Source organism: Pseudomonas sp. NPDC089758 (genome assembly GCF_044748705.1).
In the GTDB taxonomy this organism is placed as follows: domain Bacteria; phylum Pseudomonadota; class Gammaproteobacteria; order Pseudomonadales; family Pseudomonadaceae; genus Aquipseudomonas; species Aquipseudomonas putida_X.
Genome location: NZ_JBIVGN010000024.1, coordinates 1 through 23,974 on the forward strand (window position 1 = coordinate 1; position 23,974 = coordinate 23,974).

Annotated in this window: 25 protein-coding genes; 6 read left to right on the top strand and 19 right to left on the bottom strand. The window is 63.0% G+C overall.

Annotated features, from left to right (window positions below; genetic code table 11):
- Nucleotides 1-582: 582 nt before the first annotated feature.
- Entirely contained in the window at nt 583-828 is a 246-nt protein-coding gene (locus ACIPZH_RS24040; protein WP_400638093.1) for a hypothetical protein, read from the top strand.
- Nucleotides 829-1,409: 581 nt separating this feature from the next.
- Entirely contained in the window at nt 1,410-2,309 is a 900-nt protein-coding gene (locus tag ACIPZH_RS24045) for an EamA family transporter (protein ID WP_400638095.1), read from the top strand.
- Between the two features lie 24 nt (nt 2,310-2,333).
- Here the strand turns inward: ACIPZH_RS24045 and ACIPZH_RS24050 are convergent, their stop codons facing one another.
- Entirely contained in the window at nt 2,334-3,107 is a 774-nt protein-coding gene (locus tag ACIPZH_RS24050; protein WP_400638096.1) for a substrate-binding periplasmic protein, read from the bottom strand.
- A gap of 125 nt (nt 3,108-3,232) precedes the next feature.
- Here ACIPZH_RS24050 and dnaX point away from each other — a divergent pair, with 125 nt between their 5' ends.
- The 3 genes from dnaX (at nt 3,233) to recR (ending at nt 6,516) form a co-directional block, all read left to right on the top strand.
- Entirely contained in the window at nt 3,233-5,311 is a 2,079-nt protein-coding gene (gene dnaX / locus ACIPZH_RS24055; RefSeq protein WP_400638097.1) for a DNA polymerase III subunit gamma/tau, read from the top strand.
- Between the two features lie 63 nt (nt 5,312-5,374).
- Entirely contained in the window at nt 5,375-5,710 is a 336-nt protein-coding gene (locus ACIPZH_RS24060) for a YbaB/EbfC family nucleoid-associated protein (RefSeq protein WP_008093501.1), read from the top strand.
- A 203-nt stretch (nt 5,711-5,913) separates the two neighbouring features.
- On the top strand, nt 5,914-6,516 hold the full coding sequence (gene recR / locus ACIPZH_RS24065; protein WP_241804503.1) for a recombination mediator RecR: 603 nt from the start codon (nt 5,914-5,916) through the stop codon (nt 6,514-6,516).
- 200 nt (nt 6,517-6,716) lie between these two features.
- On the opposite strand, the gene ACIPZH_RS24070 is transcribed toward recR, so the two are convergent.
- From ACIPZH_RS24070 to ccoN (ACIPZH_RS24145), 16 genes are all read right to left on the bottom strand, one after another.
- Entirely contained in the window at nt 6,717-7,265 is a 549-nt protein-coding gene (locus ACIPZH_RS24070; protein WP_003254303.1) for an adenine phosphoribosyltransferase, read from the bottom strand.
- A gap of 55 nt (nt 7,266-7,320) precedes the next feature.
- Entirely contained in the window at nt 7,321-8,055 is a 735-nt protein-coding gene (gene fnrA, locus ACIPZH_RS24075; protein WP_012315416.1) for a Crp/Fnr family transcriptional regulator FnrA, read from the bottom strand.
- Nucleotides 8,056-8,240: 185 nt separating this feature from the next.
- The gene (gene hemN / locus ACIPZH_RS24080; RefSeq protein ID WP_241804502.1) at nt 8,241-9,623 is read right to left on the bottom strand and encodes an oxygen-independent coproporphyrinogen III oxidase; all 1,383 of its coding nucleotides are present in this window, start codon (nt 9,621-9,623) and stop codon (nt 8,241-8,243) included.
- Nucleotides 9,624-9,731: 108 nt separating this feature from the next.
- A complete protein-coding gene (locus tag ACIPZH_RS24085) occupies nt 9,732-10,415 on the bottom strand; it encodes a sulfite exporter TauE/SafE family protein (protein WP_241804501.1) in 684 nt (227 codons plus the stop codon).
- On the bottom strand, nt 10,408-10,620 hold the full coding sequence (ccoS, locus tag ACIPZH_RS24090) for a cbb3-type cytochrome oxidase assembly protein CcoS (protein WP_241804500.1): 213 nt from the start codon (nt 10,618-10,620) through the stop codon (nt 10,408-10,410). The genes ACIPZH_RS24085 and ccoS overlap by 8 nt, the downstream gene beginning before the upstream one ends.
- 13 nt (nt 10,621-10,633) lie before the next feature.
- The gene (locus tag ACIPZH_RS24095; RefSeq protein WP_400638099.1) at nt 10,634-13,078 is read right to left on the bottom strand and encodes a heavy metal translocating P-type ATPase; all 2,445 of its coding nucleotides are present in this window, start codon (nt 13,076-13,078) and stop codon (nt 10,634-10,636) included.
- Nucleotides 13,079-13,117: 39 nt separating this feature from the next.
- Nucleotides 13,118-13,645 (bottom strand): FixH family protein, encoded by a 528-nt coding sequence (locus ACIPZH_RS24100; protein WP_241804498.1) that lies wholly within the window; start codon nt 13,643-13,645, stop codon nt 13,118-13,120.
- A 15-nt stretch (nt 13,646-13,660) separates the two neighbouring features.
- Complete coding sequence (gene ccoG / locus ACIPZH_RS24105) at nt 13,661-15,076, bottom strand: cytochrome c oxidase accessory protein CcoG (protein ID WP_241804497.1); 1,416 nt, start codon at nt 15,074-15,076, stop codon at nt 13,661-13,663.
- 307 nt (nt 15,077-15,383) lie between these two features.
- Nucleotides 15,384-16,364 (bottom strand): cytochrome-c oxidase, cbb3-type subunit III, encoded by a 981-nt coding sequence (gene ccoP / locus ACIPZH_RS24110; RefSeq protein ID WP_241804496.1) that lies wholly within the window; start codon nt 16,362-16,364, stop codon nt 15,384-15,386.
- On the bottom strand, nt 16,361-16,558 hold the full coding sequence (locus ACIPZH_RS24115; RefSeq protein ID WP_012315408.1) for a CcoQ/FixQ family Cbb3-type cytochrome c oxidase assembly chaperone: 198 nt from the start codon (nt 16,556-16,558) through the stop codon (nt 16,361-16,363). The genes ccoP (ACIPZH_RS24110) and ACIPZH_RS24115 overlap by 4 nt, the downstream gene beginning before the upstream one ends.
- A gap of 5 nt (nt 16,559-16,563) precedes the next feature.
- The gene (gene ccoO / locus ACIPZH_RS24120) at nt 16,564-17,172 is read right to left on the bottom strand and encodes a cytochrome-c oxidase, cbb3-type subunit II (protein WP_012315407.1); all 609 of its coding nucleotides are present in this window, start codon (nt 17,170-17,172) and stop codon (nt 16,564-16,566) included.
- Nucleotides 17,172-18,614: a cytochrome-c oxidase, cbb3-type subunit I gene (gene ccoN / locus ACIPZH_RS24125; RefSeq protein WP_241804494.1), complete on the bottom strand. Its 1,443-nt coding sequence runs from the start codon at nt 18,612-18,614 to the stop codon at nt 17,172-17,174. The genes ccoO (ACIPZH_RS24120) and ccoN (ACIPZH_RS24125) overlap by 1 nt, the downstream gene beginning before the upstream one ends.
- Before the next feature lie 367 nt (nt 18,615-18,981).
- Complete coding sequence (gene ccoP, locus ACIPZH_RS24130; RefSeq protein WP_349976123.1) at nt 18,982-19,923, bottom strand: cytochrome-c oxidase, cbb3-type subunit III; 942 nt, start codon at nt 19,921-19,923, stop codon at nt 18,982-18,984.
- Nucleotides 19,920-20,111, bottom strand: coding sequence for a cbb3-type cytochrome oxidase subunit 3 (locus ACIPZH_RS24135; RefSeq protein WP_400628448.1), 192 nt, complete (start codon nt 20,109-20,111; stop codon nt 19,920-19,922). The genes ccoP (ACIPZH_RS24130) and ACIPZH_RS24135 overlap by 4 nt, the downstream gene beginning before the upstream one ends.
- 5 nt (nt 20,112-20,116) lie before the next feature.
- Nucleotides 20,117-20,725: a cytochrome-c oxidase, cbb3-type subunit II gene (ccoO, locus tag ACIPZH_RS24140; RefSeq protein ID WP_241804492.1), complete on the bottom strand. Its 609-nt coding sequence runs from the start codon at nt 20,723-20,725 to the stop codon at nt 20,117-20,119.
- Nucleotides 20,726-20,738: 13 nt separating this feature from the next.
- Nucleotides 20,739-22,163, bottom strand: coding sequence for a cytochrome-c oxidase, cbb3-type subunit I (ccoN, locus tag ACIPZH_RS24145; protein WP_400638101.1), 1,425 nt, complete (start codon nt 22,161-22,163; stop codon nt 20,739-20,741).
- A gap of 49 nt (nt 22,164-22,212) precedes the next feature.
- On the opposite strand from ccoN (ACIPZH_RS24145), the gene ACIPZH_RS24150 reads away from it, so the two are divergent.
- The gene (locus ACIPZH_RS24150; RefSeq protein WP_400638103.1) at nt 22,213-22,905 is read left to right on the top strand and encodes an alpha/beta family hydrolase; all 693 of its coding nucleotides are present in this window, start codon (nt 22,213-22,215) and stop codon (nt 22,903-22,905) included.
- Nucleotides 22,906-23,015: 110 nt separating this feature from the next.
- Here ACIPZH_RS24150 and ACIPZH_RS24155 read toward each other — a convergent pair whose 3' ends face one another.
- Together ACIPZH_RS24155 and ACIPZH_RS24160 are read right to left on the bottom strand one after the other, a co-directional pair.
- Nucleotides 23,016-23,300 carry a pyrimidine/purine nucleoside phosphorylase gene (locus ACIPZH_RS24155; RefSeq protein ID WP_012315400.1) on the bottom strand — a complete coding sequence of 95 codons (285 nt, stop codon included), beginning with the start codon at nt 23,298-23,300 and terminating at the stop codon, nt 23,016-23,018.
- 89 nt (nt 23,301-23,389) lie between these two features.
- On the bottom strand, nt 23,390-23,935 hold the full coding sequence (locus ACIPZH_RS24160) for an exonuclease domain-containing protein (RefSeq protein ID WP_267817546.1): 546 nt from the start codon (nt 23,933-23,935) through the stop codon (nt 23,390-23,392).
- Nucleotides 23,936-23,974: the final 39 nt, after the last annotated feature.

A 23,974-nucleotide genomic window follows, 5' to 3' on the forward strand; every position in this document is an offset into this window, starting at 1 on the left:
ACTACGAAGCCTTGCTGCCATGGAACTGCTCGCCAGAGATACCACGGTAAGCTGAGGCCCTATCTTTTAGAAGGTGGGGTTCATGGATCGCACTCCTTTGAATGTGGGGTTCATGGAGCGCTTACGCTTTGTCGTCGTCCATGGGCATTCTCGCTGTGAGCAAAGCTGTCATTGGCTTACTACTACGACCGTGCGGCTTCGTTCCGGTGCAGGGGGGTTATAGCTCTGTGCAATGATCACGACCCTCGGCGTGGTCTTTGCGTTTGTGGTTCAATCCAGTCGTGGAGCCAGTTGTGCTTTAGGATCGTATCTGGTACATCTAACTAAGAAGGCATATTGCTATCATGGAGAAACAGGGATGAGCGACAAGAATTTTCGCGTAACTTACACTCGTGGCACGAGCTCTTCGGTGGTAACCGCAAGCGTGCGAGCAAGCAGTGCGAGTCAGGCAAAGGAAATAATCAAGGAACGAGAGCGCGGGCAGGCGAAGATCATCTCTGCTGTAGAGACCTGATACCAAACTCGTGACGTACTTCAAGCTCATCTCATTGCGGTGGGCTTGCTCGGATGAGGAAAGAAAGCATGGACGATGATGTGCAGGAAGAGTGGGTGAAAGACGGGCCCTCCTTCAGCGCGACCCTAGATAAGATGATGGGTGACGCGTGGAAAGAGGTGAAGGATGACTTCTCCCATGGTACGGGGATGGACCGGGCTGCATCGACGGCAAAGTTGGTTGGGAAGGGGTCATTCTACATGGGGGTGAAGTTTATCCAGAACCTTCCTGATGCCATCGAGAAAATGAAGGAGAAGCAAGCTAGGAAGGGCTGAGGCCCCTGCGCCAGGCAGAGGCTACATCCATAGCGGGCAAAAACTAGTGACCTTCAACATCGACCGCCAGCCCTAGCTGACCTCGGGGCAGTGAGGCAGGACAGGAATATCTTCGGGCGCTGAACCAGAGGTGGGCCGGTACTTAATGCCTCTGGCTCAGACAGCGGCTGCTTGAAGCCCCAAAAACGAAACATGATGCATCTGATGGGGATTGCTCGTTAGCGTTAACTCAATGGCCTCCTATGATGCTACAAGGCACTGGTTGCCTTGTTAAGCCACAACCCCGGAAGCTGCTTCGCTCGCATCACAGCCGTTGGTGGCCACTGTCCACCACGAGCGGTGGGTATCTTGCGTTCAACTATGCAATCGGCCACCGCCTGTAGGCTAGTGGCAGACCCGGCAGCAGCTGGAGCATGGATTGCGCGCGATGCAGATTGCCTGGGGGCAGGCGGATGCGGTGGCGATGGCGGTTGAGCGGCGGCGCTAGTTATTCAGCGTTCGTACGCCCCATGAAGAAAGCCCCTACATCTATCCACCTTTGTAAAAAATAAGGTCATGCCTGCTGAAATAGGAGAGCAGGCATGGGAATGTGCAAACGGGATTTGACCATCGGTGTTCTGGTAACGGTGCTGTGGGGTTGCAACTACGGTGTGATCGAACTGGGCTTGAGCACGCTCGAACCCTCCGTCATGACGCTGCTGCGTTTCACCCTCTGTGCGGTGCCGCTGGTGTTCTTCATCAGGCGGCCGACGGGCGTTTCCATGGTGGTCATGGCGCTCTATGGCGTGCTGTTCGCAGTGGGGATCTGGTGGATGGTCAATTTCGCCATGTACCAGGGGCTTAGCCCCGGCATGGCCTCGGTCTTTCTGCAGTTCAGCGCATTTTTCACCATCCTGCTGAGTGCAGTCTTCCTGCGCGAGCGCATCACTGCCGCACACTTCTGGGGAATGGCGCTCGCGGCCTGTGGCCTGGGCATGATGCTGCTGTCGAGCAGCCAGTCGTCGACGGTGATAGGGCTATTTCTCGTGCTGCTTGCCGCGCTTGCCTGGGCATTTTGCAATCTGCTGATCAAGCTCAAACGCCCTGGTGAGATGACGGCGTTCATCGTCTGGTCGAGCCTGTTCTCGCTGCCTTTCATCCTCGCCTTCATAGTCGTCTCGCAAGGCTGGAAGGCATTCGAAGGCCTTGGTCATGGCCTGGCGTGGGAGGCGCTGTTCTCCGTGCTGTTCCAGAGCCTGATCACCACCATTCTGGGTTATCGGGTCTGGAACAACCTGATGAAAAAGTATCCGGCTACCCAGGTCGCCCCTTTGTCGTTGCTGGTGCCGGTATCAGGGCTGGTCACCTCCTGCATGTTCTTCGGTGAAAGGCTGGGCGCGGGCCAGTGGTTGGCCATTGGCCTGATCTTGACGGGGATGATGGTATTTTTCGCTGGCCACTTGCTTCGGGGTATCGGGCGTCGGGTTGTGCGGCTGCGTTGACGGAGTCTCCCGACGCCGTGGCAGTTATTTACCAGGTTGTTGTGTAGTGACCTCATCAGAAACCGCCCTGGCACCGTAACGCTGCATGATCCGCGCGATCTCGCCAGAATGTTGCATGCGTACCAAAGCCCTGAGTATCCCCTGCGTCGGTATCGCCGGGTCGTTCCTCACCATGCACCCCAGCGCCTGCTCCTCTAGCACCGCCAGCACCTGCAGGCGCTGCTCGGCCGGCAGCCGCTGGTTGAACCACTGCAAGGACAGCTCATTGCTGACCGCGTGCCGATAACGCCCTATTTGCAGCTTCTGCAGCGCCAACGCCTGGCTTCGGCTGTCCTCGCGGCGCAACTGCCCCTGCTCGAACAAAGGCTCCAGCGTCGTGTAGGTGTACCCCAGTACCGTGCCAATGGCCTGCCGCGGCAGTTGCTCCGGCCGGGTCGGGGCGTTGTCACCTGGCTGCCCGACCAGTACATCGCGCTGATGGAACAACGGTATGCTCCAGACAAAATGCCCTGGCCGGTCATTGAACCACTGCGTGCTCACATAGCAGCGCACGTCGATGTCGCCCTCATCCATCGCCTGCTGCAGGCGCAGGCGGGCCAGTACGTGGTATTCGGGGCGGGCGCCGACTTCGCGAGCGATCCCTTGCATCAGGTCGAACAGCAGCCCTTCGACCGGCTGCTCGCCCTCGACGCGCACCAGCGGCATGCTCCAGCTTTCGGCGACGGAAAAGCGCAGCACCGGTGGATCGGCCAGGCTGCAAGAGGTCCACAGCGACAACAGGGCCAGCAGTCTTCGCAAAGCACATCCTCCATGAACAACGTGCGCCAGTTACTGAGCGTAGACGAACCATGCAGGGTGCAATTTCGGCCCCGCTCCGCTAGCATTAGCGATCTTCCGCTCGATCAGGCTGCGATGGTTTTTCGATGAGTTATCAGGTTCTTGCACGTAAATGGCGTCCGCGCTCGTTCCGCGAAATGGTCGGCCAGGCCCATGTGCTCAAGGCCTTGATCAATGCCTTGGACAACCAGCGCCTGCACCATGCCTACCTGTTCACCGGTACGCGGGGTGTGGGCAAGACCACCATTGCGCGAATCATCGCCAAGTGCCTCAACTGCGAGACCGGCATCACCTCCACGCCCTGTGGCACCTGCTCGGTGTGCCGGGAGATCGATGAAGGCCGTTTCGTCGACCTGATCGAGATCGACGCCGCCAGCCGTACCAAGGTCGAGGACACCCGCGAACTGCTCGACAACGTACAGTATGCCCCCAGCCGCGGGCGCTTCAAGGTCTACCTGATCGACGAAGTGCACATGCTGTCCACGCACTCGTTCAACGCCTTGCTCAAGACGCTGGAAGAGCCGCCACCCTACGTCAAGTTCATCCTCGCCACCACCGACCCGCAAAAGCTGCCGGCCACCATCCTTTCGCGCTGCTTGCAGTTCTCGCTGAAGAACATGAGCCCGGAGCGGGTGGTCGAACACCTGAGTCATGTGCTGGAGGCCGAGAACGTCCCGTTCGAGCCCGATGCGCTGTGGTTGCTTGGCCGTGCTGCCGATGGTTCGATGCGTGATGCCATGAGCCTCACTGACCAGGCTATCGCGTTCGGCGAGGGTAAGGTGCTGGCCGCCGATGTGCGGGCCATGCTCGGCAGCCTCGATCACGGCCAGGTCTATGGTGTGCTGCAGGCACTGCTGGAAGGGGATGCACGGGCGCTGCTGGAGGCGGTGCGCAACCTCGCCGAGCAGGGGCCGGACTGGAGTGGTGTGCTGGCCGAAATGCTCAATGTGCTGCACCGTGTCGCCATCGCCCAGGCGCTGCCCGAGGCGGTGGACAACGGCCAGGGTGATCGCGAGCGGGTGCTGGCGCTGGCGTCGGCGTTGCCTGCCGAGGATGTGCAGTTCTATTACCAGATGGGCCTGATCGGTCGCCGCGACCTGCCCTTGGCACCCGACCCGCGGGGCGGTTTCGAAATGGTCCTGCTGCGGATGCTGGCGTTCCGCCCGGCCGACAACGACGATGCACCGAAACCGGTACTAAAGCCGGTGGGGATCAGCCAGGCCACAGCTGATCCTGCAACCCCGGTGGCAGCGCCTGCGGTGCTTCCCGGCGCGTCTGTCGTTGCCCAAGCCCCCGCTGCAGTGGTGATGGCCCCGCAAGCCGAGCCTGCGGTCGTCGCCGAGGCGTTGTCGGCGGCGCCACCACAACCTGAGCCGAAGGCTGAGCTGGCAGAGCCAGAGCCCGAGCCCGAGCCCGAGCCGGCACCGGAAGAGGAAGTCATCGACCTGCCCTGGGAGGAGCCTGCTGCACAGCCTGAGCCGCTGGCCGTTGAGCCCACGCCTGCGCCGGCTGCCGCGCCCCGGCCTGCAGTCGCCGAGCCGCAAGCTGCCCAGCCGGCCTATGATGCGCCGCCATTCGATCCGTCGGAGTACGCCTCGGTGGGCATGGAGCGTGATGACGAGCCGCCCATGGATGAGGATTATTACGGGGGCGAAAGCGACCCGGTGGGCTTCAGCTATCTGGACGAACTGGTCGAGCACGTCCAGGAAGACGCCCCCATCGCTGCGCCAGAGCCGTTGCCGGCTGCCAAGCCCGCCACCGGCCTGGCCCTGCAATGGCTGGAATTATTCCCACAGTTGCCTGTGTCCGGTATGACAGGCAACATCGCCGCAAACTGCACGCTGATCGCTGCAGACGGTGACGATTGGCTGCTGCACCTTGACCCAGGCCAAGGCGCCTTGTTCAACGCCACCCAGCAACGGCGCTTGAATGATGCGCTCAACCAGCACCTGGGGCGCACGCTGAACCTGCGCATCGAGCTTATCCTGCCCGAGCAGGAAACCCCGGCCCAGGCAGCCTCGCGCAAGCGTGCCGAGCGCCAGCAGGACGCGGTGGCGTCGATCGAGCAGGATCCGTTGATCCAGCAGATGATCAAGCAGTTCGGTGCTACCGTGCGGCAGGATACTATTGAACCTGTAGCGGCCCTGGTCAGTCAGGGTCAGTAACGGATAACCATGCGGCCGCCCTGTGGCGGGCTGCATCACACGACCCAATCGAGGTATACCCCCATGATGAAAGGTGGCATGGCCGGCCTGATGAAGCAGGCCCAGCAGATGCAGGAAAAAATGGCCAAGATGCAGGAAGAGCTGGCCAACGCCGAAGTGACCGGCCAATCGGGTGGCGGCCTGGTCAGCGTGGTGATGACCGGTCGTCATGACGTCAAGCGCGTCAGCATCGATCAAAGCCTGATGTCGACGGATGAAGACGACAAGGAAGTGCTCGAAGACCTGATTGCTGCTGCGCTGAATGACGCCGTACGCAAGGTCGAGCAGAGCAGCCAGGAAAAAATGGGTGGCATGACTGCTGGCATGCAGCTGCCACCGGGCTTCAAGATGCCGTTCTAAGGCGTTTGCTGTTCAAAAGCCGCCTTGGGGTTCCAAGGCGGCTTTTTTTGTGGTGTTGTTTACAGGGGCGTAGGGGGGGGCGTGCGCATGCCTGGATCGTTCGGGTGGCCTCTAGGTCGAGCGCCGCTTGTGATGTGTGAGATTTGACGCTGTCACCCTGCGCCGGTATAAACCGCCTCTCATAGAATTATCAGGCCTTTCCCATGAGCTTCAGCCCCCTCATCCGCCAACTGATCGACGCCCTGCGCACGCTGCCGGGCGTTGGCCAGAAAACCGCCCAGCGCATGGCCCTGCAGTTGCTGGAACGCGACCGCAGCGGTGGTGTGCGCCTGGCCCAGGCGCTTACCCTGGCCATGGAAGGGGTTGGCCATTGCCGCCAGTGCCGCACGTTGACCGAGCAGGAGTTGTGCCCGCAATGCGCTGACCCGCGCCGCGACGATACCCAGCTGTGCGTGGTGGAGGGGCCGATGGATGTGTATGCGGTGGAGCAGACCGGTTATCGCGGTCGCTACTTCGTGCTCAAGGGGCACCTGTCGCCGCTCGATGGCCTGGGGCCTGATGCTATTGGCGTGCCGCAGTTGATGGCGCGGATCGAGGAGCAGGGCAGCTTCACCGAGGTGATCCTGGCCACCAACCCGACCGTGGAGGGTGAGGCAACCGCCCATTACATCGCCCAGTTGCTGGCCGAGAAGGGGCTGGTGGCCTCGCGGATTGCCCATGGCGTGCCGCTGGGCGGCGAGCTGGAGCTGGTCGATGGCGGCACCCTGGCGCATGCCTTTGCCGGGCGTAAGCCCATTGCGCTTTGAGAGCTGCAAGCTTCAAGCTGCAAGCTGCAAGTAAAAGCAGGTCCGCGTTCGCTTGTGGCTTGTGGCTTTGAGAGCTGCAAGCTGCAAGCTGCAAGCTTCAAGTAAAAGCAGATCCGCGTTCGCTTGTAGCTTGTAGCTTGTAGCTTGTAGCTTGTAGCTTGTAGCTTGTAGCTTGCAGCTTGCAGCTTGCGGCTTGCCGCTCAGTACTCGCTCAGGGAAAACTCGGTCAGGCAGAAGGTCGGCACACCCGCCGCCTGCAGTCGGCGCGAACCGTCCAGCTCAGGCAGGTCGATGATTGCCGCCGCTTCGAACACCTGGGCTCCGGTGCGGCGCACCAGGTTGGCTGCGGCCAGCAGGGTGCCACCGGTGGCGATCAGGTCATCGAAGATCAGCACCGAATCGCCTTCGCACAGGCTGTCGGCATGCACCTCCAGGAAGGCCTCACCATACTCGGTCTGGTAACCCTCCGACAGCACATCAGCCGGCAGTTTGCCTTGCTTGCGGAACAGGATCAGCGGCTTGTTCAACTGGTGGGCGATGATCGAACCGATCAGAAAGCCACGGGCATCCATGGCGCCGATGTGGCTGAACTCCGCCTCTACATAACGTTCGATGAACTGGTCGGCGACATAGCGCAGCCCGCGTGGCGACTGGAACAGCGGGGTGATGTCGCGGAAGATCACACCCGGCTTGGGGAAGTCCACTACCGGGCGGATCAGGGCTTTGAGGTCGAAGGCTTCGCTGTGCATTGTTGCAGGTATCCTGAAAAACGAATGCGCCAGTATACCTTTTTCAAGCAGCCTTTCAGGCCTCCATCGCACCACCGGCCAGCGCGCACAACTGGATCGGATCGAGAATGTGCACTTCCTTGCCCTCGGCGCGCAGCAGGCCGTTCTGCTGGAAGCGGGTGAACACCCGCGACACGGTTTCAACGGCCAAGCCCAGGTAATTGCCGATTTCGTTGCGCGACATGCTCAGGCGGAACTGGTTGGCCGAATAGCCCCGGGCGCGGAAGCGTGCCGACAGGTTGACCAGGAAGGTGGCAATGCGCTCATCGGCGGTCTTTTTCGACAGCAACAGCATCATCTGCTGGTCGTCGCGGATTTCACGGCTCATCACCCGCATCAGCTGGCGGCGCAGCTGGGGGAGTTGCACAGACAGCTCATCGAGCCGCTCGAACGGGATTTCACAGACCGAGGTGGTTTCCTGCGCCTGAGCCGAGACTGGGTAGGCTTCAGTGTCCATGCCGGACAGCCCGACCAGTTCGCTGGGCAGATGGAAGCCGGTGATCTGCTCCTCACCGCTGTCGCTCAGGCTGAACGTCTTGAGTGCGCCGGAACGTACGGCGTAAACCGAGCCGAAATTGTCACCCTGTCGGAACAGAAACTCGCCTTTTTTCAGCGGACGCCCGCGTTTGACGATTTCATCCAGTGCATCCATGTCTTCCAGGTTGAGCGAAAGAGGCAGGCACAGGGGTGCCAGGCTGCAATCCTTGCAATGGGCCTGGCCGTGGGCGCGCAGTTTGACTGGCTCGGACATTTGAATCGATCCTTGTGGGAAAGCACACATAAGTCGTAAGGGTAACCTACGGCATAGGGTGTAGGCCAGAGTGCGCGAGGATGATGCGCCTTGGCCGAACCCCAGCTGCATCATGCCGGGGGTCCGTTGTTGCCCATAGTGTGCCTGGCAAGCGGGCTTGTCCACACGGTCGAGGGTTCGCCTGGCTAGATCACTCGCGAAAAACGCTGACGGTCATGCATCGCCAGGTACGCGTCGAACACCATGCAGACCGAGCGTGCCAGCAGGCGCCCGGCCGGCAGGATGCGGATGCCCTGTTCATCGAGGCGGATCAGGCCGTCCCGTTGCATGTTCAGCAGCGCTGGCCAAACGTCGTTGAAATAACCGCGAAAATCGATGGTGAAGGCGCTTTCGATGGGCTCGAAGTCGAGTTCGAAGTGGCAGATCAGTTGCTGGATCACTGCGCGTCGCACGCGGTCATCGTGATTGCACAGCAAGCCGCGCTGGGTGGCCAGCTGCGAGCCGGAGAGCGCGTCCTGATAGGTGATGAGGTCGCTGCTGTTCTGGCAGTACAGGTCGCCGATCTGGCTGATTGCCGAAACCCCCAGGCCGATCAGGTCGCAGTGGCCGTGGGTGGTGTAGCCCTGGAAGTTGCGCTGCAGGGTGCCTTCTTCCTGGGCGACGGCCAGCTCGTCGTCGGGCAGGGCGAAGTGGTCCATGCCGATGTAGCGATAGCCGGCGGTGGTGAGCTGCTCGATGGTGGCCCGGAGCATCTCCAGCTTGGCAGCCGGGGCCGGCAGGTCGTTGCTGTCGATACGCCGTTGCGGCATGAAGCGCTCAGGCAGGTGGGCATAGTTGAAGACTGAGATGCGGTCAGGCTGCAGGCGGATCACCTCCTCGATGGTACGGGCGAAACCCTCCGGGGTCTGCTTGGGCAAGCCGTAGATCAGGTCCAGGCTGACCGAGCGGAACTGCAAGGTGCGCGCCGCCTCGATCAGGGTGCGGGTCTGCTCCAGGCTCTGCAGGCGGTTGATCGCGCGCTGCACCGCAGGGTCCAGGTCCTGCACGCCGAGGCTCACCCGGTTGAAGCCCAGTTCGCGCAGCAGGCCCATGGTCGACCAGTCGGCCTCGCGGGGGTCCAGTTCGATGCCGTAGTCGCCGGAATCATCGTCCAGCAGGTTGAAGTGCTGGCGCAGGGTGGCCATCAGCTGGCGCAGTTCCACATGGCTGAGGAAGGTCGGCGTGCCGCCCCCCAGATGCAGTTGTTCAACACGCTGTTTAGGGTCCAGGTGGCAGGCAATCAACTGGATTTCATGTTCCAGGCGCTGCAGGTAGGGTGCGGCTCGGGCACGGTCCTTGGTGATCACTTTGTTGCAGGCGCAGTAGTAGCAGATGTTGGCGCAAAACGGCACATGCACGTACACAGACAGCGGGCGCACGGCCCGGCGGCTTTCGCGCAGGGCGTGGAGCAGGTCGAACGAGCCGACTTCGCTGTGCAGTTGCACCGCAGTCGGGTAGGAGGTGTAGCGCGGGCCGGCCAGATCGTAGCGGCGGATCAGGTCGGCATCCCAGCGTAGATCTTCGAGCATGTGGGCGGTCCCCGGAATGAGCAGCAGTGCCCCGGAGTCTATGGCCGTCTGTAGGAATCTGTGTTGATTTGTGTCAAGCGCTATGGGGGCCGCTGGGCAGCCGCCCTGTCAGTGCCCCATCAACCAATGCTGGTGCGGCCCCGGCAGGGTCCACAGGCCGAACAGGATGACCAGCAGGCCGCCTGCCATGCGTACGCTGCGCCGCCGCAACAGGGTGTTGACCCGCTCCGCCGCCAGCCCTGTGGCCAGCAGCACCGGCCAGGTACCCAGCCCGAATGCCAGCATCAGGGCCGCGCTGTACCCCGCGTTGCCTTGGCTGGCTGCCCACAGCAGGGTGCTGTACACCAGCCCGCACGGCAGCCAGCCCCACAGCGCGCCAAGCAGCAGGGCCCGGGGCAGGCTGGAGACCGGCAACAGGCGCGAAGCCACGGGCTGGATATGCCGCCAAAGCCCCCGGCCCAGTGCTTCGATGCGTGTCAGCCCGCTCCACCACCCGGCCAGGTACAAGCCCATGGCGATCAGCAGCAACGCGGCCACCACCCGCAGTGCCAGGGCAGCCGGGCTGCTGGCTACGGCCCAGCCGGCCAGGCCCAGCAGCAGGCCGGCGCAGGCATAGCTGAGAACACGCCCGACGTTGTACGCCAGCAACAGACGCAGGCGCCGGCCGCGTTGCTCCGGCGGGATGGCCAGCGTCAGCGCGCCCATCAGGCCGCCGCACATGCCCAGGCAGTGGCCGCCGCCCAGCAGGCCGAGGACCAGCGCGGAGCCAAGCAGGGGAAGCAGGTCAGGCACGGGGTGGTTGGTCCTTGTCTTGCGGCTCGGCGGGCTCGGGGGTGACGGCAGCCTGGTGGCGGGGGTCCTGGTCGTCGAACAGGATGCTGTGGGCAGGGCTTTCAAGGTCGTCGTACTGGCCGCTGTCCACCGCCCAGAAAAAGATGTACACGGCGACGCCAACGAGCAGCAGGGCGGCCGGGATCATGACATAGAGGGCTGGCATGGGCGGCTCCTGATCAGGCAATGGCAGGTTGTGGGGCGCTGGCCCTGGCCGCCACGCCAGGCAGCCGGGTCAGGCGCAGGGCATTGAGGACCACGATCAGCGAGCTGACCGACATGCCGACAGCGGCCCATACCGGGGTGATCCAGCCGAGCGCGGCGAACGGCAGCATGAGGCCATTATACAGGGTCGCCCAAAGCAGGTTCTCAAGGATGTTGCGGCGGGTGCGGCGGGCCAGGTCGAAGGCATGTACCAGCGCTTGCAGGCGGTTGCTCAGCAGCACGGCATCGGCACTGGTCTTGGCAAGGTCGGTGGCACTGCCCATGGCAATGCTGATATCTGCGGCGGCCAGCACCGGCACATCGTTGACCCCGTCACCCAGCATCAGCACCTTGCGCCCGGCGGTCTGCAGGGCCTTGAGCCGGTCCAGCTTGTCGTCCGGGCGCAGGCCGCCAATGGCCTGGTCGATACCCAGCTGGGCGGCCACCTCGGCGACCATCGGCGAGCTGTCGCCCGACAGCAGCAGGGTGCGCCAGCCACGCGCCTTGCATGCCGCCAGTAGGGCAGGGGCGTCCTCGCGCAGGCGATCGTCCAGGCCGAACCAGGCCAGCGGGCCTTGGCGGTCGCCCAGCAGCAGCCATTGGCCGCGGGGTTCCGGTACAGGCGGGATTTCCGCGCCGCTGAGGGCGCAAACGAATGTGGGCTGGCCGATGCGCAGGCGCTGCCCGCCGACCAGCCCTTCCAGGCCCAGCCCGGGCACCGTTTGCACCTCGTCCGCGGGCTCGGCATTGCGGCCGAAGGCGCGGGCGATGGGGTGTTCGGAACGGTTTTCCAGGGCGGCGGCAAGCGCCAGGCAGCGGTCGGCGGCCACCGCGCCCAGCGGGCGAATGCTGCGCAGGGTCAGGCGGCCCTCGGTGAGCGTGCCGGTCTTGTCGAAAATGACCGTGTCGATCTGGTTGAGGCCTTCGAGCACGTGACCGCGGGTGACCAGCAGGCCGAGCTTGTGCAGCGTACCGGTGGCGGCGGTCAGTGCAGTAGGGGTGGCCAGCGAGAGCGCGCAGGGGCAGGTGGCTACCAGCATGGCCAGGACAATCCAGAACGCCCGTGTCGGGTCCAGGTGCCACCACCACAGGCCGATGACGATGGCGGCTACCAGGGTGAACAGCAAAAACCACTGCGATGCACGGTCGGCAATCTGGGCCAGGCGTGGCTTTTCGGTCTGCGCGCGTTCCAGCAGGCGGACGATGGCCGACAGTCGCGACGCCTGGCCGAGTGCTTCGATTTCCACGTTCAGCATGCTTTCGACGTTCAGGGTGCCGCCGGTGACCCGATCGCCGACCCGCCGCGGTTGCGGCAGGTACTCACCGGTCAACAGCGACTCGTCGACACTGGAACGGCCCTCGACAATGCGCCCGTCAGCCGGGATCACCGCACCGGGCAGCACCTGCACGGTGTCGCCGCAGTGCAGTTCGCTGAGCAGGATGCGCTCGCTGCGGCCAAGGCTGTCCAGGCGCAGGCAGGAGGCCGGCAGCAGGTTGACCAGTTGCGCAGTGGCCGCCGCCGTGCGCTCTCGGGCGCGGCGTTCAAGGTAGCGGCCGGTGAGCAGGAACAGTGCGAACATGCCCACGGTGTCGAAATACAGCTCGCCACTGCCGGTAACGGCTGTCCAGATGCCGGCACCGAAGGCCAGGGCGATGGCCAGCGATACCGACACGTCCATGGTCAGGTGGCGGGTGCGCAGGTCGCGGGCAGCCCCTTTGAAGAACGGCGCGCAGCTGTAGAACACGATCGGGATGGTAAGAAACAGCGCCACCCAGCGCAGAATGGCGTGCAGCTCGGGCGACAGGTCGATGTTGAATTCCGGCCAGGTGGCCATGGTGGCCATCATTGCCTGGAACCACAGCAGCCCGGCCACGCCCAGCCTGCGCAGGGCACTTCGGTTTTCCCGGGCCAGTTGCTCGGCGGCCTGGTCGGGTTGGTAGGGGTGGGCGGCGTAGCCGATCTGGCGCAGCTCGGCCAGCAATCGCGAGAGCGGCAGGCGTTGGTCTTCCCAGCTGAGCAGCAGGCGATGGTTGGACAGGTTAAGGCGTGCGTCGGCCACCCCGGGCAGGTTGCGCAAGTGCTTTTCGATCAGCCAGCCGCAGGCGGCGCAGCTGATGCCTTCGACCAGCAGGGTGGTTTCGGCCAGCTCGCCCTGGTGGTGGACGAAGGTTTTTTGCACGTCGCTACGGTCGTACAGGGCCAGTTCGTCCTGCAACTGCTTGGGCAGGGCCTCGGGGTTGGCGCTGTTTTCGCTGCGGTGCTGGTAGTAGTGTTCCAGGCCACCGGCGACGATGGCCTCGGCCACGGCCTGGCAGCCGGGGCAGCAGAACTGTCGGGGCTGGCCAAGGACCATGGCGGTGAAGCGGCTGCCAGTGGGGACGGGCAGGGCGCAGTGGTAGCAGGGGGTGGGCTGGGTCATCACATCATTGCCTTGCATATTTGGCTGGCCGGCGCGTGGCTACAAGTGTTCAGCGCCCTGGATGGCTTCGTCACCCAGCTGCAAGGTCACACCGTGCGCGACTTTTTCCTCCTCGAACAAGCGCCACACCTGGCCGTTTTCGCTACCCAGCAGTTCGACGAAGCGGCGCCCGTCGACCTTGTCTTCCAGTTGCCCCACATAGCGCCCCGCCTCGACCCGGCTCAGCAGCACCTTGCGGTCCTTCTCTGGCTGGGTGGGGGAAATCAGGTTCAGCTCCAGGCGCTTCGGGTCGCTGCTACCGGTCAGGCGCAGGTCCACTTCGCCCGTCAGTTCGTCCAGGTGCACGCTGGCCTGCAAACCCAGGTTGTGCGCCAGCAATTCACGGTCCAGCGAGCGGTTGATGCCTTTGCCGGCTTCGTAGTAATTGTCGTTGACCAGGTTGTCCGGGTTGTTCACGGCGATGCTGACCATGGTCAGGCTCAGGCACACCGAGGTGGTGAGGATGCCGATAATGATCCAGGGCCAGAGGTGCTTGTACCAGGGGCTGGTGGCGGTGGCGGCAGGCATGGTTCGCGTTCTCTCTCAGCGGATCTGTGGGCCGATGAAGCGGCTCTTGGCTTGGACCTCGGCAGCGCTGTCATCGGCGCTTTTGAGGGTGAAGGTGATTTCGTTGGTGGTTGAAGGCAGTTTTTCGGGGGCGACCGACAACTGCACCGGCAGGCTGACGATATCGCCGGCGGCCACGCGGATTTCCCGCTGGCCTTCGAGCCGCAGGTCAGGCAGGCCGGCGGCGTCCAGCACGTAGACGTGGTCACGCTGGTCCTTGTTCATGACCTTGAGGCTGTACACGTTCTCGATCCGGCCCTGGGCGTTCTCGCGGTACAGCACGCGGTCCTTGCTGACGTCGAAGCCCACCAGCGAGCGGGTGGCGAAGGCGGTGGCCAAGGCGCCGATCATCACCACCAGCACCAGCGCGTAGCCGATCAGCCTTGGGCGCAGCATGTGGGTTTTCTGCCCCGACAGGTTGTGCTCGGTGGTATAGCTGATCAGGCCTTTGGGGTAGTTCATCTTGTCCATGATGCTGTCGCACGCGTCGATGCAGGCAGCGCAGCCGATGCACTCGATCTGCAACCCATCGCGGATGTCGATGCCGGTGGGGCAGACCTGTACGCACATGGTGCAGTCGATGCAGTCGCCGAGGCCCTGGGCCTTGTAGTCCGTGTCCTTCTTGCGCGGGCCGCGGGTTTCGCCGCGGCGCGGGTCGTAGGAGACGATCAGTGTGTCCTTGTCGAACATCACGCTCTGGAAGCGGGCGTAGGGGCACATGTACACGCACACCTGCTCGCGCAGCCAGCCGGCGTTGCCGTAGGTGGCCAGGGTGAAGAAGCCGACCCAGAAGTAGGCCCAGCCATCGGCCTGGCCGGTGAAGAATTCGATGACCAGTTCGCGAATCGGCGAGAAGTAGCCGACGAAGGTCATGCCGGTGACGAAACCGATCAGCAGCCACAGGCTGTGCTTGGTGAATTTGCGCACGAACTTGTTGGCACTCATCGGGGCCCGGTCAAGCTTCATGCGCTGGTTGCGGTCGCCTTCGGTGACCTTTTCGCACCACATGAAGATCCATGTCCACACGCTTTGCGGGCAGGTGTAACCGCACCACACGCGGCCGGCGTACACGGTGACGAAGAACAGGCCAAAGGCGGCGACTATCAGGATGCCCGAGAGCAGGATGAAGTCTTGCGGCCAGATGGTGGTGCCGAAGATGTAGAACTTGCGCTCAGGCAGGTTCCACCATACCGCCTGATGCCCGCCCCAGTTCAGCCACACCGTGCCGAAGTACAGAATGAACAGCGCTGCCCCGCCGACCATCCGCAACCTGCGGAACAGGCCGGTGAAGGCGCGGGTGTAGATTTTCTCGCGAGAGGCGTAGAGGTCGACGGAATCCTTCCCTTTGCTGGCAGGCGGGGTGACGTCATGTACCGGAATGTGCTTGCTCATCATCAAGTCCCACGGCAGTGGAGAAATGCCGCGGCCAGTGCGTGCCGGCCGCAGTCTCGCGCATTCTGCTAGCGCTGCGACCCATGATACGCCGCTGATGGCACGCCGGGGTCGATCTGCGACCTTTAGTCGCGTTGGTTTCGTGGTGTTTATCGTGTTAAGGCGGGTGTCAATTGATCCAGGTCATCCGGCGCTGAATCTACCGGCGCTATCGCCGGCAAGCCGGCCCCCACAGCGGCCCCAGCGAACCTGAGTTCACGGGGTGACTGTGGCAGCCGGCATGCCGGCGATAGCGCCAGTGCAGGCCTCACTCGGCCTTTTCAGGCTCCTGCCCTTGATGCGACAGGCTGTACACATAAGCCGCCAGCAGGTGCACTTTGTCATTGCCCTGCAGTTGCTCCTGCGCCGGCATCTGGCCCTGGCGGCCATAACGGATGGTCTGTTGCAATTGAGCGAAGCTCGAACCGTAGATGAATGCCTGCGGGTGGGTCAGGTTCGGCGCGCCCATGGCGGGTGTGCCCTTGCCTTCAGGGCCATGGCACGCCACGCAATTGGCGGCGAAGATCTTCTGCCCGTTCTCGACATCGGCCTTGGCCCCCTCGGGCAGGCTGCGGCCATCGAGCTTGCTGATCACGAAGGCTGACACGTCGGCCACACCTTGTTCGCCAATCACTTGCGCCCATGCCGGCATCACGCCATGGCGGCCGCCCATGATGGTGGCCTTGATGGTCTCCGGCTCGCCACCCCAACGCCAGTCGTTGTCGGTGAGGTTGGGGAAGCCATAGGCGCCCTTGGCGTCGGAGCCGTGGCACACCGAGCAGTTGGAAGCGAACAACCGCGCACCCATCTTCAGTGCTTGCGGCTGCTTGGCCACTTCCTCGATAGGCATGGCCGCGTACTTGGCGAAGATCGGCCCGAAGCGGGCATCGGCCTTGGCCATTTCCTTCTCCCACTCGTGCACGCCGGTCCAGCCGGGCTGACCGTTGGTGAACTCGGTCTGCTTGTCGTTATCCAGGTACGAATACCCTGGCAGCACGCCTTTCCAATTGCCCAGGCCCGGGTACAGCACCAGGTAGCCGAGGGCAAAGATGATGGTGCCGACGAACAGCCAGAACCACCATTTGGGCAGTGGGTTGTCGTATTCCTCGATGCCATCGAAGGCATGCCCGACGGTTTCGTCGGTGACCTCTTCGCGCTGGCCCTTGCGGGTCGACAGCAGCAGCCAGGTCAACGCGAAGATGGTGCCCAGGGTCAGGACGGTGACGTACAGACTCCAGAAGGTTGTCATTGTTGTTTGCTCCCAGAAGCTTTTGCTTGCGCTTGCTCGACGTGCGTTTTGGCCTCGGGGTCATCGGCGAACGGCAGTTGGGTCGCCTCGTCGAACTCCTGCTTGCGCCGTGGGTTGAACACCCACAGCGCCAGGCCCACGAAGGCCACCATCACCACGACGGTGCCCAGGCCGCGAATCATCCCGATATCCATCAGCGTCACCGTTTGCTTTTGATGATGGTGCCAAGACCCTGCAGGTACGCGACCAGTGCGTCCATTTCGGTCTTGCCCTTGACCGCGTCGCGGGCACCGGCGATGTCGGCATCGGTGTACGGCGTGCCAAGGGTACGCAGCACTTCCAGCTTCTTCGCGGTGTCCTTGCCGTCGAGCGTGTTCTCCACCAGCCACGGGTAGGCCGGCATTTTCGACTCCGGCACTACGTTGCGCGGGTTGTACAGGTGTGCACGGTGCCAGTCATCGGAGTAGCGCCCACCGACGCGGGCCAGGTCCGGGCCAGTGCGCTTGGAGCCCCACAGGAACGGGTGGTCCCACACGCTTTCACCAGCCACCGAGTAGTGGCCGTAGCGCTCGGTTTCGGCGCGGAACGGGCGGATCATCTGCGAGTGGCAGCCTACGCAACCTTCGCGGATGTAGATGTCGCGGCCTTCGACTTCCAGCGCGGTGCGCGGCTTCATGCCTTCGACGGGTTTGTTGGTGACGTCCTGGAAGAACAGCGGGACGATCTGGGTGAGGCCACCGACGCTCACGGCGATGACCATGAAGAAGGCCAGCAGGCCGATGTTCTTCTCGACAGCTTCATGCTTCATCAGTGGGCTCCCACAACGACGATCTTGGCGGCTTCATCCGCTTCTGCCGGGTTGGCGGCGCGTACGGTACGCAGCACGTTGTAAGCCATCAGCAGCATGCCGGAGGCGAAGAACGCACCGCCCAGTGCGCGGACGATGTAGCCCGGGTGGCTGGCCTGCAACGCTTCGACGAAGGAGTAGGTCAGCGTGCCGTCATCGTTGATGGCGCGCCACATCAGGCCTTGGGTGATGCCGTTGACCCACATCGAGGCGATGTACAGCACGGTGCCGATGGTCGCCAGCCAGAAGTGCGCGTTGATCAGGCCCACGCTGTGCATCTGTTCACGGCCATACAGGCGCGGGATCATGTGGTACACGGCGCCGATCGAGATCATCGCCACCCAGCCGAGCGCGCCGGCATGTACGTGGCCGATGGTCCAGTCGGTGTAGTGCGACAGCGAGTTCACGGTCTTGATGGCCATCATCGGGCCTTCGAAGGTGGACATGCCGTAGAACGCCAGGGATACCACGAGGAAGCGCAGGATCGGGTCGGTGCGCAGTTTGTGCCAGGCGCCGGACAGGGTCATCATGCCGTTGATCATGCCGCCCCAGCTCGGTGCCAGGAGGATGATCGACATCACCATGCCCAGCGATTGCGCCCAGTCGGGCAGCGCGGTGTAGTGCAGGTGGTGCGGGCCTGCCCAGATGTACAGGGTGATCAGCGCCCAGAAGTGGACGATCGACAGGCGATACGAGTAGATCGGCCGCTCGGCCTGCTTGGGCACGAAGTAGTACATCATCCCCAGAAAGCCGGTGGTGAGGAAGAAGCCCACGGCGTTATGGCCGTACCACCACTGGATCATGGCATCGGTGGCGCCGGAGTAGGCCGAGTACGACTTGAACAGGCTCACCGGCAGCGAGATGTGGTTGACGATGTGCAGCATCGCGGTAACCACGATGAAGGCGCCGTAGAACCAGTTGCCGACGTAGATGTGCTTGGTCTTGCGCTTGACGATGGTGCCGAAGAACACCAGCCCGTAGGTGACCCAGACGATGGCCAGCAGGATCGCCAGTGGCCACTCGAGCTCGGCGTATTCCTTGGTGGTGGTGTAGCCCATCGGCAAGGTGATCAGCGCGCCGACGATGACGGCCTGCCAACCCCAGAAGGTGAAGGCGGCCATGCTGTCGGAGATCAGCCGGGTCTGGCAGGTTCGCTGCACCACGTAGTAGCTGGTGCCGAACAACGCACAGCCGCCGAAGGCGAAGATAACCAGGTTGGTGTGCAAGGGGCGCAGGCGGCCGAAGCTGGTCCAGGGCAGGTCCAGGTTCAGTTGCGGCCACACCAGCTGCGAGGCGATGAAAACGCCCAGGCCCATGCCAAGGATCCCCCAGACCACCGTCATGATGGCGAACTGGCGGACGACCTTATAGTTATAAGCAGTCGGACTGATTGCTGTGCTCATTCTAAGGTTCCACGGTTTTGGTGTTCTTGTTGGTTGAAAAATCGGCGCCAGTATCGATAACCGCCAGGGTTATGGCAACGCAAGGAGCCCTGCGCCGACCCGTGTCCGGGCCCTTTTGCCGGTGTCCCACGGCAGTAGGGTCTGGGCGATTGTACACAAATAAATATTTGTAATGTGTACCGTTTTTCGCCTTTTTCTGATCGATCGGTCAAGCTTTTTTTTGCGGGCGGTGTCAGGCGATGCACCGCGTCTGCTGCGCTGGATCGACAGCGAAGGCAACTGTGCCAACAAGCTTAGTTCTGTTCGGAGGGGGTGCAAGGCGGGGGCGGGGCGGGGAATGCCGGGGCCGCTTGGCGGCCCCGGGGTGTTACTTGGCAGTCACGGTTTCAGTCATACCACCTTGTGAAAGGCTGTACACATAAGCGGCCAGCAGATGCACCTTGTCATTGCCCTGAATTTCCGCCTGGGCGGGCATTTGCCCCTGGCGGCCATAGCGAATGGTCTGCTGCAGCTGGGCAAAGCTCGAACCGTAGATGAACGCCTGTGGATGGTTCAAGTTTGGCGCGCCCATGGCCGGGGTGCCATTGCCCTCGGGCCCGTGGCAGGCCACGCAGTTGCCGGCGAAAATCTCCTTGCCCCTGGCCACATCAGCCTTGGCCCCTTCGGGCAGGCTGCGGCCATCGAGGTTCGTCAGCACATAGGCGGCTACATCCGCCACGCCCTGTTCGCCGATCACCTCAGCCCAGGCCGGCATCACGCCGTGGCGTCCATTCATGATCGACGCCTTGATGGTTTCGGGCTCGCCACCCCAGCGCCAGTCGTTGTCGGTCAGGTTGGGAAAACCATAGGCGCCTTTGGCATCCGAGCCGTGGCACACCGAGCAGTTGGAGGCGAACAGGCGGCCGCCCATCTTCAAGGCCTGCGGGTCCTTGGCCACTTCCTCGACCGGCATGGCGGCGTACTTGGCGAAGATCGGGCCGAACCGGGCGTCGGCCTTGTCCATTTCTTTCTGCCATTCGTTCGCGCCGGTCCAACCGTTCTCGTAGCCGGGCAGAACGCCCTTCCAGTTGCCCAGGCCCGGGTAGAGAATCAGGTAGCCCACGGCGAACACCAGGGTGCCGACGAACAACCAGAACCACCACTTGGGCAGCGGATTGTCGTACTCCTCGATGCCGTCGAAGCTGTGCCCCATGGTCTGGTCGGTGGTGTTGCTGCTCTGGCCCTTGCGGGTCGACAGCAGCAGCCAGGTCAGGCCGATCAGGCTGCCGATGGTCAGTACGCAGATGTACGTACTCCAGAAGGTAGTCATTGGGGCTTACTCCTCATGCCAGTGTCCTGCCCGGCAGGGGGCAGGCGGTCGTCGACGAAGGGCAGCAGGCGCGCTTCGGCGAAATCATGGTCGCGGCGGCGGTTGAAAACCCACAGCGACAGGCCGATGAAGGCAATCATCACCACCAGGGTGCCCACGCCACGGATCATGCCGATATCCATTTCCATCGCTCTTACCTCTTGTTCTTGATCGCGGTGCCGAGCACCTGCAGGTAGGCGACCAGGGCGTCCATCTCGGTCTTGCCCTTGACCGCATCACGCGCACCGGCAATGTCCTGGTCGGTGTACGGCACCCCCAGCGTGCGCAGGGTGCGCATCTTGGTGTCGGTGTGGCTGTTGTCGACCTGCTGGCCGACCAGCCATGGGTAGGACGGCATCTTCGACTCCGGTACCACGTTGCGCGGGTTGTACAGGTGCGCGCGGTGCCAGTCGTCGGAGTAGCGCCCACCGACCCGGGCCAGGTCCGGGCCGGTGCGTTTGGAGCCCCACAGGAACGGGTGGTCCCACACGCTTTCACCCGCGACCGAATAGTGGCCGTAGCGCTCGGTCTCGGCGCGGAATGGGCGGATCATCTGTGAGTGGCAGCCCACGCAACCTTCGCGGATGTAGATGTCGCGGCCTTCAAGCTGCAGCGCGGTGTAAGGCTTCATGCCTTCGACCGGCTTGTTGGTGACGTCCTGGAAGAACAGCGGGACGATCTGGGTCAGGCCGCCGATGCTGACGGCGAACACCATCAACAGGGCCAGCAGGCCAACGTTTTTCTCGATGACTTCATGTTTCATCAGGCAAGTCTCCTCAGGCCAGCTGGGCGTTGGCAGGGGCGGCCTCGGCGGCCGGTGCACGGATGGTGCGCCAGGTGTTCCAGGCCATCAGGAACATGCCACTGAGGAAGATCGCGCCACCGACGAAACGCACGATGAAGCCCGGGTGGCTGGCCACCAGGGTTTCCACGAACGAGTAGGTGAGCGTGCCGTCGCTGTTGACCGCGCGCCACATCAGGCCCTGGGCGATGCCGTTGACCCACATCGAGGCGATGTACAGCACGGTGCCGATGGTGGCCAGCCAGAAGTGCGCGTTGATCAGGCCGATGCTGTACATGCGTGCCTTGCCGAACACTTGCGGGATGGTGTGGTAAAGCGCGCCGATCGAGATCATCGCCACCCAGCCGAGGGCGCCGGCATGCACGTGGCCGATGGTCCAGTCGGTGTAGTGGGACAGGGCGTTGACCGTCTTGATGGCCATCATCGGGCCTTCGAAGGTGGACATGCCGTAGAACGCCAGGGATACCACGAGAAAGCGCAGGATCGGGTCGCTGCGCAGTTTGTGCCAGGCACCGGACAGGGTCATCATGCCGTTGATCATGCCGCCCCAGCTGGGGGCCAGCAGGATCAGCGACATCACCATGCCCAGCGACTGCGCCCAGTCGGGCAGCGCGGTGTAGTGCAGGTGATGGGGGCCTGCCCAGATGTACAGGGTGATCAGCGCCCAGAAGTGCACGATCGACAGGCGATAGGAATACACCGGGCGCTCGGCCTGCTTGGGCACGTAGTAGTACATCATCCCCAGGAAGCCTGCAGTGAGGAAGAAGCCCACGGCGTTGTGGCCGTACCACCACTGCACCATGGCGTCGGTGGCCCCCGCGTAGACTGAGTACGACTTGGTCAGGCTGACCGGCAGCTCCAGGTTGTTGATGATGTGCAGCATGGCCACGGTCAGGATGAAGGCGCCGAAGAACCAGTTGCCGACGTAGATATGCTTGGTGGTGCGCTTGATCAGGGTCCCGAAGAACACGATGGCGTAGCAGACCCAGACAACCGTGATCAGGATGTCGATCGGCCATTCCAGCTCGGCATATTCCTTGGAGCTGGTGTAACCCAGCGGCAGGGTGATAGCCGCCAGCAGGATGACCAGTTGCCAGCCCCAGAAGGTGAACGCGGCCAGGCCGGGTGCGAACAGGGTGGTCTGGCAGGTGCGTTGCACCGAATAATAGGAGGTGGCGAACAGTGCGCAGCCGCCGAACGCGAAGATCACCGCATTGGTATGCAGTGGGCGCAGGCGGCCGAAGCTGGTCCAGGGGAGGTCGAAATTCAGGGAAGGCCAGGCGAGCTGGGCGGCGATGAAGACGCCGAGCCCCATCCCGACGATTCCCCACACCACCGTCATGATGGCGAATTGGCGGACCACCTTATAGTTATAGGCGGTACTGCTGGTTGTGTTCATGTATGGGTTCCCATCCACGGTTATTGGCAGGCTTTACAGCGAGGCAAGCATGATTAATGGGCAACGTGCCGGTATTGACGGGGATCAATGGGCGAAGATCGGAAATGTCCCAGGCTTGCACTGCAATCCGCCGCACACGCCGCAAGATGGCAGTGCGGCGGCGTGCCTGATCCTGGCCCATGGCGCTGGCGCGCCAATGGACAGCGGGTTCATGGACGAAATGGCGCAAAGGCTGGCGGCGCTTGGCGTCGGGGTGGTTCGCTTCGAGTTCCCCTACATGGCCGAGCGCAGGGCAGGGGGTGGCAAGCGGCCACCTAATCCACAGAAGGTGCTGCTCGAATACTGGCGCGAGGTGTACCGGCAGGTGCGACCTTTGGTCACGGGCAAGCTGGCGATTGGCGGCAAGTCAATGGGCGGGCGCATGGCCAGCCTGCTGGCTGACGAGTTGGGTGCTGACGCGCTGGTGTGCCTGGGTTATCCGTTCTATGCCGTGGGCAAACCGGAAAAACCGAGGGTCGAGCATTTGGCGGGCTTGCAGACGCCGACGTTGATCGTGCAGGGCGAGCGGGATGCGCTGGGCAATCGTGAGGCGGTGCAGGGGTATGCGCTGTCACCGTCGATCGAGGTCAGCTGGCTGGTGGCAGGCGACCATGACCTGAAGCCGCTGAAAGCCTCGGGGTTCAGCCATGAGCAGCATTTGCAGGCGGCGGCTGAGCAGGTTGCGGGGTTTCTGTTGCGATAGCGTTGCCATCATCGCCGGCAAGCCGGCCCACTGGGTTAGCGCTGGCCTTGAGAGCAGCGCGGTACCTGTGGGAGCCGGCTTGCCGGCGATGAGGCCGGTGCAGGCAGCGCTTAGTCGCGGTACTCGCACAGGTAGGCAGTGTCTACCGCCACCTTGAGCTGGAACTTGCTGTCGGCAGCCACATTGAACTTGTCGCCAGCGTTGAAGGTTTCCCAGTTGTCGCTGCCCGGCAGCTTGACGGTCAGCGCACCGGAAACCACGTGCATGATTTCGCGCTTGGCGGTGCCGAATTCGTATTCGCCCGGTGCCATGACACCGACGGTGGCCGGGCCTTCAGTGCCTTCGAAGGCGATCGACTTGACGGTACCATCGAAGTACTCGTTGACCTTGAACATGGGGCGACTCCTGAAAAAGAGGGATGAAAAAGGCTGGCCAGTATGCCCAAGCCCATCCGCCTCGTCATCTGCTTTCAAGTGGCCTGCGCTCAAATGCCCGGCAGGCTCAAGGGCAATAGCCGCGCGGTATTGCGGGCATCCTCCAGCGCCCGGTGCTGTTGCCCGCAAAAGTGCATGCCGGCCAGTTGCAGGGCACCGTTCAGACCCATCGGGCGCTGCAGGTGACGAGCCTTGGCGAAGCGCTGCTTGAGGTTGATATGCGGCAGGTTATGCAACAGGCTGTCGAGTTCATGTTGCTGCCATTCCTGAAGCAATTGCTGGCGATCGTAATCACCCCAGCTGACCCAGGCCTGCAATTGCCCACGGTGGTGCCCCAGCCAGCGCTCGAAACGCGCCCATACCTCGGGAAATGGCGCCGCGCTGTCCACGCTGGCCTGGCTGATATGAGTCAGTTCTCGGCAGAACGGCGTCAGTTGCGGCCGCCGCCTGGGCCGCACGAAGCGCTGGAAGTGGTCCACTTCGCGGCCTTCACGGGTCACCAGGCTGGCGCCGATTTCAATGATTTCCATCTCCGTCACCGGCCAGCCACCGTCGTCGGTGGTGGCTTCCAGGTCGATTACCAACCAGTGGCCCATACCAGGCTCCCTCGCCATACATGCCAGAGCAGCGTAGCC